Consider the following 13,446-nt stretch of genomic DNA (forward strand, 5'->3'; position numbering starts at 1 on the left):
AAGGAATTTGCATCCATGAACCTGTCCCGCTTTTTCATCGACCGCCCCATCTTTGCCGGGGTGCTGTCGGTGCTCATCTTCCTCGGGGGGCTCATCGCATTGCGCGGTCTGCCCATCTCCGAATACCCTGAAGTCGCGCCGCCCTCCGTGGTGGTGCGCGCACAGTACCCCGGCGCCAACCCCAAGGTGATCGCCGAGACCGTGGCCACGCCGCTGGAGGAATCCATCAACGGCGTGGAAGGCATGCTCTACATGGGCAGCCAGGCCACCACCGACGGCGTGATGACGCTCACGGTGACGTTTGCGCTCGGCACCGACCCCGACAAGGCCCAGCAGCTGGTGCAAAACCGCGTCTCGCAGGCCGAGCCGCGCCTGCCCGAGGAAGTGCGCCGCCTGGGCGTCACGACCGTCAAGAGCGCGCCAGACCTGACCATGGTGGTCCACCTGGTCTCGCCCAACAACCGCTACGACATCGACTACCTGCGCAACTACGCCGTGCTCAACGTGAAGGACCGCCTCGCGCGCATCCAGGGCGTGGGTCAGGTGCAGATCTTTGGCGGTGGCGACTACTCCATGCGTGTGTGGCTGGACCCGCAGAAGGTCGCGCAGCGCGGTCTGTCAGCCAGCGACGTGGTCACGGCCATCCGCGGCCAGAACGTGCAGGCGGCTGCCGGCGTGGTGGGCGCATCGCCTGGTCTGCCCGGCGTGGACCTGCAGCTGTCCATCAACGCACAGGGCCGTTTGCAGACCGAAGAAGAGTTCGGCGACATCATCGTCAAGACCGGTGCTGATGGCGCGGTGACGCGCCTGCGCGACATTGCCCGGCTGGAGCTGGGCGCGGCCGACTACTCGCTGCGTTCGCTGCTCAACAACGACCCGGCCGTGGGCATGGGCGTGTTCCAGGCGCCGGGCTCCAACGCGCTGGATATCTCGTCCAACGTGCGCAAGACCATGGACGAGATCCAGAAGAACATGCCCGAAGGCGTGGAGTACCGCATTGCGTATGACCCCACGCAGTTCGTGCGCGCGTCCATTCAGTCGGTCATCCACACGCTGCTGGAAGCCATCGCCCTCGTGGTGCTGGTGGTGATCCTGTTCCTGCAGACCTGGCGCGCCTCCATCATTCCGCTGCTGGCAGTGCCGGTGTCGGTGGTGGGCACGTTCGCGGTGCTGCACCTGCTGGGCTTTTCGATCAACGCACTGAGCCTGTTCGGCTTGGTGCTGGCCATCGGCATCGTGGTGGACGACGCCATCGTGGTGGTGGAGAACGTGGAGCGCAACATCGAGGCGGGCCTGACCCCGCGCGAGGCCACCTACCGCGCCATGCGTGAAGTGTCCGGCCCCATCATCGCCATCGCGCTGGTGCTGGTGGCGGTGTTCGTGCCGCTGGCCTTCATCAGCGGGCTCACGGGCCAGTTCTACCGCCAGTTCGCGGTGACGATCGCGATCTCCACCGTCATCTCGGCCATCAACTCGCTGACCCTGTCGCCAGCGCTGAGCGCCTTGCTGCTCAAGGGCCACAACGAGCCCAAGGACGCGCTCACGCGTGGCATGGACAAGGTGTTTGGCGGCTTGTTCCGTGGCTTCAACCGCCTGTTCCATCGTGGCTCCGAGGCGTACAGCGGCGGCGTCAAGCGTGTGATCGGCCGCAAGGCGCTGATGTTCGTGATCTACCTCGCACTGGTGGGTGCCACCATGGGCCTGTTCAAGATCGTGCCCGGTGGCTTCGTGCCCGCGCAGGACAAGCAGTACCTGATCGGCTTTGCCCAACTGCCCGATGGCGCCACGCTGGACCGCACCGAGAACGTGATCCGCCGTATGGGCGAAATCATGAAGGAGAACCCGAACGTCGAAGACGCGATTGCCTTCCCAGGCCTGTCGATCAACGGCTTCACCAACAGCTCAAACTCCGGCATCGTGTTCGCCACGCTCAAGCCCTTTGCCGAGCGCACCCGCGCCGACCAGAGCGGCGGCGCCGTGGCGGGCCAGCTGAACCAGGCCTTCGGCAGCATCCAGGACGCGTTCATCGCCATGTTCCCGCCGCCCCCCGTGGCGGGCCTGGGCACCACCGGCGGTTTCAAGCTGCAGATCGAAGACCGCGCCTCGCTGGGTTACGAAGCCATGGACAACGCCGTGAAGGCCTTCATGGGCAAGGCCTACCAGACGCCCGAACTGGCGGGCATGTTCACGAGCTGGCAGGTCAACGTGCCGCAGCTGTACGCCAACATCGACCGCACCAAGGCGCGCCAGCTGGGTGTGCCGGTGACGGACATCTTCGACACGCTGCAGATCTACCTGGGCAGCCTCTACGCCAACGACTTCAACCAGTTTGGCCGCACCTACAGCGTGCGCGTGCAGGCCGATGCAGCCTACCGTGCGCGGGCCGAAGACGTGGGCTTGCTCAAGGTGCGTTCCAGCACCGGCGAGATGGTGCCGCTGTCGGCCCTGATGAAGATGGAGCCGAGCTTCGGCCCCGAGCGCGCCATGCGCTACAACGGGTACCTGGCGGCTGACGTGAACGGTGGCCCCGCGCCCGGCTTCTCTTCGGGCCAGGCCCAGGCGGCCATCGAGCGCATCGCCAAGGAGACGCTGCCCCAGGGCATCACATTCGAATGGACCGAGCTGACCTACCAGGAAATCCTGGCCGGCAACTCTGCCGTGCTGGTGTTCCCGCTGGCCATCCTGCTGGTGTTCCTGGTGCTGGCCGCGCAGTATGAAAGCCTGACGCTGCCCATCGCCATCATCCTGATCGTGCCCATGGGCATCCTGGCCGCGATGACGGGCGTGTGGCTCACCAAGGGCGACAACAACGTGTTCACGCAGATCGGGCTCATCGTGCTGGTGGGGCTATCGGCCAAGAACGCGATCCTGATCGTGGAGTTCGCCCGCGAGCTGGAGTTTGCCGGGCGCACCCCCGTACAGGCCGCCATTGAGGCCAGCCGACTGCGGCTGCGCCCCATCCTGATGACCTCGCTGGCCTTTGTGATGGGCGTGCTGCCCCTGGTGCTGTCCACCGGCGCGGGCGCCGAAATGCGCAGCGCCATGGGTGTGGCGGTGTTCGCCGGGATGATTGGTGTGACGGCCTTCGGCCTGTTCCTCACGCCCGTGTTCTATGTGCTGCTGCGCAAGCTGGCCGGCAACCGACCGCTGGTGGAGCATGGCGCGCATGTGGCACCCATCTCGCACGCCCCAGGCACCGGTGGCACGGCCCACCCCGTGCTGGCTGCGCCGCGCAAGGAGCACGAGTGATGCTTCTGACCACGGTGACAACAAAGATCTTTGTGGCCCTCGCCACGTGCTCCGCGCTGCTGAATGCAGCGGGCGCAGCGGCCGGGGCAGGAGAACAACCATGACTGATTTGCTTTTGACAAAGAACTCGACCGACGGAGCCCTCGCAGTGCGCAAGCGCAGCCTGCTGGCTCCCCTGGCCGCCGCCCTGGTGCTGGCCGGTTGCATGACCCAGCCCGTGGCCCCCGCGCCGCATGCGGGTGTGCCCGTGCCCGCCAGCTTCACGGCAGGGGGCGACGCGCTGCCCACGGCCCCCTGGACGGTGGCCGCCCCCGCCGAGGCACAGCCGCGCGGCGAGTGGTGGCTGGGGTTTCAAGACCCGGTGTTGGCCGACTTGGTGCAGCGCGCGGGCACGGCCAACACCAGCATCCAGCAGGCGGCAGCACGGCTGGCCGAGGCGCGAACGCTGCTGCGCTCTGCCGACGCCGCGCGCTCGGTGCAGGTGGGCGCATCGGCCGGTGTAACGCGCCAGGCGGGCGCTGCCACCACCGGCAGCGCAGCACCTGCCACGCTGGGCACGGCGGGGCTCAATGCCTCGTACGAGCTGGACCTGTTCGGCCGCCTGTCGCAAACCAGCGATGCCGCACGGCTGGACGCCGATGCGCGCGAAGCCTTGCTGCAAAGCACGCGCCTGATGGTGCAGGCCGACGTGGCGCAAACGTACCTGCAACTGCGCGCCGTGCAGGCCGAGCAGGTGCTGGTGCAAGAGAGCCTGGTCGCGTACCAGGACACCCTGCGCCTGACGCAGCGCCGCCTGCAGGCAGGCGATGTGGCCGAGCTGGATGTGGCCCGTGTGCAGACCGAGGTGGCCGCTACCGAGTCCGATGCCCTGGCCTTGCAGCGCCAGCAGGCCCTGCTCATCAACGCGCTGGCCGTGCTGGCGGGCGAGGTGGCCAGCGGCTTTGTGCTGCCACCCGCGACGGGCGATGCTGCGTTGCCCGTGATCCCACCGGGCGTGCCCGGCACGGTACTGGCGCGCCGGCCCGATGTGTCGGCCGCACAAGCCGCCGTGCTGGCCGCGCAAGCGCGCGTGGGCGTGGCGCAGAAGGCTTGGTTCCCGGCGGTCACGCTCACCGGCAATGCGGGGCATGCGTCGCCCGAGCTGGGCGATCTGTTCAAGTGGTCGGCCCGCGCCTGGGGGGTGAGTGCGCTGCTGTCGATGCCGATCTTTGATGGCGGCCAGCGCGATGCGCAGATTGAGGGCGCCAAGGCGCGCCTGGAGGCTGCGCTGGCGGACCACCGGGGGCAGGTGCTCAATGCGTTCCGTGACGTGGAGGACCAGCTGACCTCGCTGCGTCTATTGTCCGGCCAGGCCGAGGCGCAGGGGCGGGCGGTGACGGCCGCGCGGCGGGCGACGCAGTTGTCGGATGTGCGGTATCGCAATGGGCTGGTGAGCCAGCTGGAGTTGCTGGACGCGCGGCGCAGCGAGTTGCGCAATCGGCGGCAGGAGTTGCAGGTGCGGACGGCGCAGTATGTGGCGACGGTGGGGTTGATTCGGGCGCTCGGGGGAGGGTGGGGGGATCAGCCTGCGGTGAAGATGGCTGCTGTGTCGCAGTAGTTTTGAGAGGTTTTGGCTGCTGGCGCCAGGAGGGTAAGCGCTGATAGCTATTGATTTTGTAGCGCTTGGTTAGGTGTGCTGATGTAGCCGCATGCCTTTGCTGAGGGCGGGAGCCGGGTTGTCGCCCCGGCGGGCGACTCACTTTCTTTTGCTTCGCCAAAAGAAAGTAAGCAAAGAAAAGGCGACCCCCAGTCTGCGACCCCTGCGCTTCGCTCCGGGGCAAACCTGCGTCGTGTCGGTTGCGGGGTGCGCCGTGGAACTCGCTTTGCGCTGCGCGCGCCGCTCGGACAGCCACGGCGAGTCAGAGCACGAAGCATGGGCGCTTCGACGCCCATGCTCACCCCGCAACCGCCCCGCCGCAGGCGCAGCCAGCAGGGGGTGGGCAGCCGAACATCCAAACAGCCGAACAGCCACGCGGGCCATTGCTTCGCTCGGCCCGATTTCGCGAGCGCAAGCGCTGCGCAGGCGGGGCCGAGCGAAGCAAAGGCCCGTGTGGATGTCCGCACCCCGGGTTCCCTTCAGGATGCGCCGAGGAGCGCAGCGGCCAGCGGATCAGGGCTCGCGATTGTCTGAGCGCAGTGAAACGAAGCGAGTTGGAGCGAGACCCCGCTGGACGCGAGCACCGCAGGTTGCCCGCAGCGAAGCGAAGGGACGCAGCCTGTAGGGTCGCCTTTTCTTTGGTGACTTTCTTTTGGCGAAGCAAAAGAAAGCCACTGCGCCGCCGGGCGCACACCCCGGCCTCCGCCCTCAACCCGAGCATGCAGCCCAATCTACAAACTGGCCCCGACAGGCTCAGCCCGACCGAGCAGAGCGATAGTTGGCTATAAAAATAATAGCTAATAGCGCTTATCTAGCAGGCGGTGACGGTAAAAAAGGCTCAAAGAGCAACTCTCCGTCACCCCTCCAACCACCCCCTCAACCTCCCCACCCCTTCCTCCAACCTCCCCACATCCCGACTCGCAAAACACCACCGCAACCACCCCGACGCCTCCCCCCCAAACGCGCTGCCCGGCGCCAACCCCAACCCCGCCTCCCGCACCAGCCGCTTGGCCAGCGTCAGGCAGTCGTCATGCCCGTCAATGTGGAAGAACGCATACATCCCCCCACGCGGCGTGGCCACCGACACCCCCGGCACATCCGCCAGCAACGGCACCAGCGTATCCCGGCAGGTCTTCAGATGCGCCACCAGCGCAGGCGTCACTTCATGGGTGCGCTGCAGCGCCACCGTAGCCCCGCGCTGCACAAACACCGGCGCGCACGAGGTGTTGAACTCGATCAGCTTGGCCACCGCTGGCGTCAGCGATGGCGGCAGCACCAGCCAGCCCAGTCGCCAGCCGGTCATCAGAAAACTCTTGGAAAAGCTGTGCGTCACCACCAAGCGGTCCTCGGGCTCGGCCACGTCCAGAAAGCTGGGGGCGGCGCCGTTGGCCGTGTCGCCTGCGTAGTACAGCCGCTCATACACCTCGTCCGCCAAAATCCACGTGCCCGTGCGGCGGCAGTGCGCCAGGATGGTGGCTTGCTCCTCACGCGTCAGCGTCCAGCCCGTGGGGTTGTTGGGGGCGTTGACGACCAGCAGGCGCGTGGTGGGCGTGATGGCACCGAGCAGTGCGTCCATGTCCAGGCGCCAAGCGCCCTGTGCGTCGGCCACCAGCGGCACCGTGCGCACCTGTGCGCCCAGAATGCGCGGCTGCGCCACCAGGTTGGGCCACACGGGCGTCACCAGCACCACCTCGTCGCCCGCGTCCACCAAGGCCTGCACGGCCACCATCAGGCCGTTCACGCCGCCGGATGTGACTGCAATCCGGTCGAACCACGCATCGGTGTGCTGCTGTGGGTGCAGGCCATGCATGTAGCCCGCAATCGCGTGGCGCAGCTCGGGCAGGCCCAGGTTGTGGGCGTAGAAGGTTTCGCCCTTTTGTAGCGACGCAATGGCCGCGTCCCGGATGAAATCGGGCGTCACCTCGTCACTCTCGCCAAACCAGAACTTGAGCACATCGCTGCGCCCCAGGCCCTCGTTGGCCACTTCGCGGATGCGCGACTCTTCGAGGCTTTGGACTACTTCTCGCATGCAATCTCCTTGAACAACACAGTCATCATCGCAGGCGTATAGTCGTTTTTTCGATTTTTCACCACATTGGCTGACCAACCAACGCTCATGACCTATCCCAACACCCAGCTCTTCATCGCAGGCCAGTGGCAAGACGCCGCCGAAGGCAAGACCCTTGCCGTGTTCAACCCCGCCACGGGCAAAGAAATCGGCCGTGTGGCCCATGCCACCAAGGTCGATCTGGACCGCGCACTGGACGCCGCACAAAAGGGCTTTGAAGCTTGGCGCGACATTCCCGCTGCCGAGCGTGCCAAGACCATGCGCCGTGCTGCGGCCCTGATGCGCGAACGTGCCGAATCAATAGCCGCCATCATGGTGCAAGAGCAGGGCAAGCCCCTGGCCGAGGCCAAGGTCGAGACCATGGCGTCTGCCGACATCATCGAATGGTTTGCCGATGAGTCGCTGCGTGTGTATGGCCGCATCGTGCCATCGCGCAACCTCAAGGCCACGCAGATGGTGCTGAAAGACCCCGTGGGCCCGGTGGCTGCCTTCACCCCCTGGAACTTTCCCATCAACCAGGTCGTGCGCAAGCTCGCCGCCGCGCTGGCCGCAGGTTGCTCCATCCTGGTCAAGGCACCGGAGGAAACCCCCGCCAGCCCGGCCGAGCTGATCCGTGCGTTTGCTGATGCGGGCGTGCCGGTGGGCACCGTGGGCCTGGTCTATGGCGACCCGGCTGAAATCTCCAGCTACCTGATCCCGCACCCCATCATCCGCAAGGTCACGTTCACGGGCTCCACGCCTGTGGGCAAGCAGTTGGCCGCGCTGGCGGGCAAGCACATGAAGCGTGTGACGATGGAACTGGGCGGCCACGCGCCGGTGATCGTGGCGGAAGACGCCGACCTGGAACTGGCCATCAAGATCGGCAGCGGCGCCAAGTTCCGCAACGCGGGCCAGGTCTGCATCTCGCCAACACGCTACCTGGTGCACGAAAGCATCCGCGCCGACTTTGTGGCCGCGTTTGCCAAGTACGCCCAGGGCCTGAAGGTCGGCGACGGCCTCACGGCAGGCACGCAGATGGGCCCGCTGGCCAACCCGCGCCGCATCACCGCCATGGCCGACCTGCTGGCCGACGCGGTGCAGCAAGGTGCCAAGGTGCTGGCCGGTGGCGAGCGCATTGGTAGCGAAGGCAACTTCTTTGCCCCCACCGTGCTGAACGATGTGCCCCTCTCGGCCCGCATCGTCAACGAAGAGCCCTTTGGCCCCGTGGCCGCCGTGCGCGGTTTCGAGAAGATCGAAGACGCCATTGCCGAAGCCAACCGCCTGCCGTTTGGCCTGGCAGGCTATGCCTTCACCACGTCGCTCAAGAACGCGCACCTGCTGGCCCAGCGGCTGGAAGTGGGCATGCTCTGGATCAACCAGGCGGCGGCTCCGGCCGCAGAGCTGCCGTTTGGCGGCCTGAAGGATTCGGGCTACGGCTCTGAAGGCGGCCCCGAAGCCATCGAGGCGCACATGAACACGCGCCTGGTGTCGATCATGAACCTGTAAGTCAAAGCGCCGTCGGGCAGTGCGCCGGGGTGCGCGCTGCCCGACGGCAAAGGTGCACAGAAGAGCCTGCGGGTGGTCTCCCGGGAATTTCCCGCGAGGCTGCCCGCAGGCTCTTTGTGCTTTTCAGCGGTATGCGTGGGCTGCTTCAGCACGACAAGGTGCGCTCGGGTGTGCCTGAAGAAATGGGTTGACGGCGTTCTCTAAAAACATATCATGATATATATCTAGGTGATTCAACATGATCGAAGACATCGTCAAGGAACTGGGATTTCTCACCCTCGGTACGCGCTTCAAGCGCATCGGCGAGGCACTGCAGGCGCAAACCCAGGCGCTGCTGACCGAGCACGGCATCGGCATGCCTGCGGCGCACTTCCCGCTGCTAGCGGCGCTGGACTGGCATGGCCCGCTGGGTGTGGGCGAGTTGAGCCAGGCCGTGGGCGTGAGCCAGCCCGTGGTCACGCGTTCTCTCAAGGGGTTGGAAGAGAGTGGCCTGGTGGTGTCCGAAGTGGTGGAGGGCGACCGGCGTGTGCGCCGTGTGGCGCTCAGCCCTGAGGGGCAGGCTTTGGTCCAGCGCGCCCAGCGCGAGGTCTGGCCCGTGATCGAGGCCTCGGTGGCCCAGGTATGTGCGTCACTCGAAGGCCCCTTGCTGCAACAGCTCGCGGCGCTGGAGGTCGGTCTGCAACGCACCTCGTTGCTGCAACGCTCGGCGGCCGTCATCGCGGGTGAGCCATCTCCACGCCAGCGCAAAACCCCCGCCCGCCGCACATCGGCAAAAAAGACCCAGGAGCCCCCACGATGACCACCCCCAACCCCTTTGACCGGCCCGTCTGGGCATCGCTGGCCCATGCGCCCGCCCTTGCTGAAGGCGGCGATCTGGCACGGCGCTACCGGCGCGATGTCAACCTGTTTGCATCTGCCCGGGATGACAGCGACGACGCCAGCGTGGCGGCCCTGGCCCCTTTGGTGGCCGACGGCGAGACCGTGTTTGTGCTGCAAGCCCAGCCCGCGCCGGTGCCCCTTGGCCTTCAGGCCCTGCGCCGCGCCGAGGGCGTGCAGATGCTGGCCACCCAGCCGATTGCGCCAGAGCCCGGCAAGGAAGACATCGTGGAACTGGGCAACGCCGATGCCGCCGAGATGCTGGCGCTGGCGCAACTGACAGAGCCCGGCCCGTTTCTGCCCCGTACCCACACCATGGGCCGCTTCATTGGCATCCGCGTGGGCGGCCGGCTGGCGGCCATGGCAGGTGAGCGCATGCGCTTTGCGGGCGGCACCGAGGTGAGTGGTGTGTGCACCCACCCCGACTTTCGCGGCCACGGCTTTGCACGCAGGCTGTCATCCGTGGTGGCGCACGCCATCCAGCAGCGGGGCGACCAGGCGTTTCTGCACGCTTGGACGACGAACGCCGCGGCGATTGCCTTGTATGAAAGCCTGGGGTTTCGCATTCGCACCGGGGTGCATGTGGTGGTGCTGGGGCGGTGAGGGCAGCGCAGGCCAGCAGCGTGGTGAGGCCGAGCCTGTGCCTTTGCGGAGGATCGCTACCATTCCTTCTCTTCAGGAGGTTGGGCCCATGCTGTTGAAGCGTCTGCTTGTTCCATTGCTGGTTCTGTCCTGCGCATGGCCTGCCATCGCGGGCACGGAGAAAGAAAGCCACAGCACCCTTGGTGGACTCTTCTTTGCTCTTTTGCCCCCCGATGCCGACCAGGTCATGGCCCGTTTTGACGACAAGGCCCAGGTTCAGCGGTTGGTGCAGCACTGCAACATGGGCAAGGCGGTGTTTGCCTTGCAAGCCGGGGCGAAGTACCAGTGCCAAGCTGAGGTGTTCAAGACCCAGTCCGGCGCCGATGACGGGGACGTGACCGGGGTGACGGTGCAAGGTCCGGCCCGCCAGAGTGACCGCCGCCAGTACGCGCTGTTCTCGCTCGCACCACCCGCCACCCCTCAGTGGGATGTGCGCAAGATCGACCCCGACCACCGCACCGAGCTGCAGGCCTACATCCAGTCCGACACGCGCCGCTTTGGCGGGCTGTCGCGCCAGCTCCAGTGGGACGGTGCCAGGTCGATCCAGCAGCCCCACAGCGCCCCAGGCGCGCGCACCACGGTGGTGGTGCCCGGCAAGGTGGTGCGCGACGCGGCCGCGTTTTACCAGGCGCAAAGGCACCATGTTTTTGTGCGCGGTAGCGAAGGTGCTTTTGCCTACATGGGCGAGGTGCCTGGCACCCCCGAGAGCCATGTCGATATCGATGGCAACGACCTGCCCGGGCTGGTGGTGTCGGAAGGGTGTGATGGCTGGTGCATCAGCCTGTGGCGCTTGACGGGTGGGCTGCGGCAGGTGGGGCGGTTTGGGGGCCACTGATGCCGCTGCATGTCAGCTTGGTTCCCACCGGATGGGGGCAAAAGCTGATCGAATCGACAAGCGCTTGCCCAGAATCCTGTCGGTTCTTGCAGGGACGGCTCTTGTATTGCACTGCCTGCTGTTTGCCGGTGGTTCAGCCTTCTTTTGGGGCTGGTTGCAGATTCTTGGCGGAGGGCTGATGAGCTTCTATTTCTACCGGCAAGGGCAGCGGTCGGCGAGGGATGTGCCATCGCCTTAAGGGCCAACGAAGTGCTTTTGGTCAGCAGACCGCAAAAAAAGCCCCGGCTCATCCGTGAGCCGGGGCTTTTTATTTACTCCTGTTTTGATAGCTGAAACCGCTTATCCATTGTGCGGAGAAGCCCGTTCTGGCTTGAATTTCTTTAAACCAGAATCTTCCCACCGCTTCAGAACCGGTACGTCGAAGTCAGCGTGTACGTCCGCGCTTGGCCATAGAAGCAATCGCCGCGCGCCAGGCACTGGGTGATGTGCACCTTGTCGGTCAGGTTGACCACGTTGAAGGCCACGCGCCAGTCGCCTGCGTCGTAGGCCACCATGGCATCGGCCAGGGTGGCGGCCGGGGTGCTGATGGCGCTGGTGCCGCTCCACTGCGAGCCGGTGTAGCGCACGCCCGCGCCCACGGTCCAGCCGCCACGGCCTTCGCTGGCAAAGCGGTGGCTCAGCCAGGCGGATGCGGTGTGCTTGGGCACGCTGGCCACCGGGGTGCCCTGGTCGCCCGCGTTGCTGCGGCTGATCTTGGCGTCGGTGAAGGCATACCCCACGGTGAAGTCCCAGTTGCGGGCCAGGCTGGCTTGCACCTCGGCTTCGAAGCCCTTGACCTTGACTTCGCCGATCTGCAGGCTGTTGAGCGGGTTGCTCGGGTCGGTGGTCTTGCGGTTCTTCTCGCGCAACTGGTAGACGGCGGCAAAGGCGCTGATGCCCTGGCCGGGTGGCTGCCATTTCACGCCGGCCTCCCACTGCTCACCGCGCTGGGGCTTGTAGGGTGTGCCGTACACGTCCACGCCGCCCAGGGGCTGGAAGGATTCAGAGTAGCCCACATACGGTGCCCAGCCGCCGTCCATCTGGTAGGTGGCGCCTGCGCGCTTGGTCCAGGCCTTGTCGTCCACTGCGGCTGCGGGGCGGCCTTCGGTGTCGGTCTGCACGCTGTCATGGCGCAGGCCCAGCGTGGCGGTCCAGCGGCCCCATTGGATCTGGTCCTGGGCGTAGAAGCCCAGCTGTTTTTGCACGACGTTCGGCTGGCGCACCAGCTGCGCGGCTGTGGGCGGCGTGAAGTTGCCGTACACGGGGTTGTAGACATCGATGGCCGGTGCCACGGCGCGCCAGGCTTTCTGGCCGGTGTGGTTGCGCTGCACGTCCAGGCCCGCCAGCACGGTGTGTTCAGTGCTGCCTGCCTGCAGCTTGCCTTCAAGCTGCGTATCAATGAGCAACATGCGGCCGGTGTTGAGGTTCCACACCGCGTCGCGCACGAGGGTGCGGTTGTCGCTGTTGAACACGGGGCGCGCCGGGCGGCCGGTGGCGGCGTTGGCCGTGAAGCTGGTGTAGATGGTGCGGTAGTCCACTTCGCTCACGGTGCGGCGCAGGTTCTGGCGCACAGTCCAGTCGGCGTTCAGGCGGTGGCTGAACAGGTAGCCCCACGAGTTGTTGGTGGTGTCGTACGCGTCCCAGCCCGGTTCGCTGATGAAGGTGTTGCGCGGGATCTGGCCGTAGCGGCTGGGCAACTGCGTGCCCTGCCATGGGAAAAAGCCGATCAGCGAGCCACTCTTGTCCTGCTGATGCATTGCCTGCAGCGTGAGGGATGTGTCGGCATTAGGCTTCCACGTCAAACTGGGCATGAGCACGACACGGTCGTCGCTGACATGGTCCACCTGTGTTCCGCTGTCGCGGCCCACCGCCACCAGGCGGTAGAGCCACTGGCCTTCAGCGTCGAGCGCACCGGTCATGTCGGCCGCGATCTGCTTGCGGTTGTTATTGCCCAGTTGCACCTGCACCTCGCGCAGCGTTTCGGCCTGCGGGCGTTTGCTGGTGAGGTTGAGCACACCGCCCACGCTGCCCTGGCCATACAGCACCGAGGTGGGGCCCCGCAGAAACTCCACCCGCTCCAGCGTGTAGGGGTCGGGGCGGCTGGTGTTGTAGGTGCCGTAGATGCGCAGCAGGCCGTCCTGGTACTGGCTGACGGTGCCGCCGCGCGCGCTGAAGCTGTCCACCCGGCTGTCGAAATAGTTCGACACCGCACCGGCCGTGTACGCCGTCACCTGGCGCAGCGTCTGCACGCCCTGGGCTTCCATCTGGTCGCGCGTGATCACGCTGATGGCCTGCGGGGTTTCGATGAGCGGGGTGTCGGTCTTGGTGGCGCTCAGGGCGCGCTTGGCCACAAAGCCGCTGACGGGCGCGGTGGGGTTCTCCTGCTCGGCGCCTGCGCTCACGGTGACGGGGGCGAGGGCCTTCTCTGCGGCAGGCGCGTTAGGTGCATTGGGCGCGGCCTGCTGCGCGTGGGCCGCGCCGCACAGGGCGAGCAGGGCCGCGTGCGCGATGGCCGTGCGGCAAACGGTGATGCGAGATGGCATGGTGCTGTTTCTCCGATGGTTGAAAAGAGGTTCAAGCCCGCAACCAGGCACGGCGTGGTGCATGCCTGATTGC

At 66.3% G+C, this 13,446-nt stretch carries 8 protein-coding genes; 6 read left to right on the plus strand and 2 right to left on the minus strand.

Annotated elements, in window-relative coordinates:
- Positions 1 to 15: 15 nt before the first annotated feature.
- Both ACSQ3O_RS08165 and ACSQ3O_RS08170 read left to right on the plus strand, forming a co-directional pair.
- Complete coding sequence (locus ACSQ3O_RS08165) at positions 16 to 3,249, plus strand: efflux RND transporter permease subunit (protein WP_436138470.1); 3,234 nt, start codon at positions 16 to 18, stop codon at positions 3,247 to 3,249.
- A 100-nt stretch (positions 3,250 to 3,349) separates the two neighbouring features.
- On the plus strand, positions 3,350 to 4,846 hold the full coding sequence (locus ACSQ3O_RS08170; protein ID WP_436138471.1) for an efflux transporter outer membrane subunit: 1,497 nt from the start codon (positions 3,350 to 3,352) through the stop codon (positions 4,844 to 4,846).
- A gap of 895 nt (positions 4,847 to 5,741) precedes the next feature.
- On the opposite strand, the gene ACSQ3O_RS08175 is transcribed toward ACSQ3O_RS08170, so the two are convergent.
- Positions 5,742 to 6,914, minus strand: coding sequence for a pyridoxal phosphate-dependent aminotransferase (locus tag ACSQ3O_RS08175; RefSeq protein WP_436138472.1), 1,173 nt, complete (start codon positions 6,912 to 6,914; stop codon positions 5,742 to 5,744).
- 87 nt (positions 6,915 to 7,001) lie between these two features.
- On the opposite strand from ACSQ3O_RS08175, the gene ACSQ3O_RS08180 reads away from it, so the two are divergent.
- The 4 genes from ACSQ3O_RS08180 to ACSQ3O_RS08195 all read left to right on the plus strand — a co-directional run bounded on the left by ACSQ3O_RS08180 (position 7,002) and on the right by ACSQ3O_RS08195 (position 10,791).
- The gene (locus tag ACSQ3O_RS08180) at positions 7,002 to 8,438 is read left to right on the plus strand and encodes an NAD-dependent succinate-semialdehyde dehydrogenase (RefSeq protein ID WP_436138473.1); all 1,437 of its coding nucleotides are present in this window, start codon (positions 7,002 to 7,004) and stop codon (positions 8,436 to 8,438) included.
- A 238-nt stretch (positions 8,439 to 8,676) separates the two neighbouring features.
- Complete coding sequence (locus tag ACSQ3O_RS08185) at positions 8,677 to 9,237, plus strand: MarR family winged helix-turn-helix transcriptional regulator (protein ID WP_436138474.1); 561 nt, start codon at positions 8,677 to 8,679, stop codon at positions 9,235 to 9,237.
- A complete protein-coding gene (locus ACSQ3O_RS08190; RefSeq protein ID WP_436138475.1) occupies positions 9,234 to 9,917 on the plus strand; it encodes a GNAT family N-acetyltransferase in 684 nt (227 codons plus the stop codon). The genes ACSQ3O_RS08185 and ACSQ3O_RS08190 overlap by 4 nt, the downstream gene beginning before the upstream one ends.
- 88 nt (positions 9,918 to 10,005) lie before the next feature.
- The gene (locus tag ACSQ3O_RS08195; RefSeq protein WP_436138476.1) at positions 10,006 to 10,791 is read left to right on the plus strand and encodes a hypothetical protein; all 786 of its coding nucleotides are present in this window, start codon (positions 10,006 to 10,008) and stop codon (positions 10,789 to 10,791) included.
- A 404-nt stretch (positions 10,792 to 11,195) separates the two neighbouring features.
- On the opposite strand, the gene ACSQ3O_RS08200 is transcribed toward ACSQ3O_RS08195, so the two are convergent.
- Complete coding sequence (locus ACSQ3O_RS08200) at positions 11,196 to 13,373, minus strand: TonB-dependent siderophore receptor (RefSeq protein WP_436138477.1); 2,178 nt, start codon at positions 13,371 to 13,373, stop codon at positions 11,196 to 11,198.
- Positions 13,374 to 13,446 lie beyond the last annotated feature (73 nt).

The sequence above is a fragment of the Acidovorax sp. LjRoot74 genome (assembly GCF_964254355.1).
Classification (GTDB): domain Bacteria; phylum Pseudomonadota; class Gammaproteobacteria; order Burkholderiales; family Burkholderiaceae_C; genus Acidovorax.

Coding starts and splice junctions, on each gene's coding strand:
- ACSQ3O_RS08200 (WP_436138477.1), bottom strand. CDS start 13,373: ATGCCATCTCGCATCACCGTTTGCCGCACGGCCATCGCGCACGCGGCC.
- ACSQ3O_RS08170 (WP_436138471.1), top strand. CDS start 3,350: ATGACTGATTTGCTTTTGACAAAGAACTCGACCGACGGAGCCCTCGCA.
- ACSQ3O_RS08180 (WP_436138473.1), top strand. CDS start 7,002: ATGACCTATCCCAACACCCAGCTCTTCATCGCAGGCCAGTGGCAAGAC.
- ACSQ3O_RS08195 (WP_436138476.1), top strand. CDS start 10,006: ATGCTGTTGAAGCGTCTGCTTGTTCCATTGCTGGTTCTGTCCTGCGCA.
- ACSQ3O_RS08165 (WP_436138470.1), top strand. CDS start 16: ATGAACCTGTCCCGCTTTTTCATCGACCGCCCCATCTTTGCCGGGGTG.
- ACSQ3O_RS08185 (WP_436138474.1), top strand. CDS start 8,677: ATGATCGAAGACATCGTCAAGGAACTGGGATTTCTCACCCTCGGTACG.
- ACSQ3O_RS08175 (WP_436138472.1), bottom strand. CDS start 6,914: ATGCGAGAAGTAGTCCAAAGCCTCGAAGAGTCGCGCATCCGCGAAGTG.
- ACSQ3O_RS08190 (WP_436138475.1), top strand. CDS start 9,234: ATGACCACCCCCAACCCCTTTGACCGGCCCGTCTGGGCATCGCTGGCC.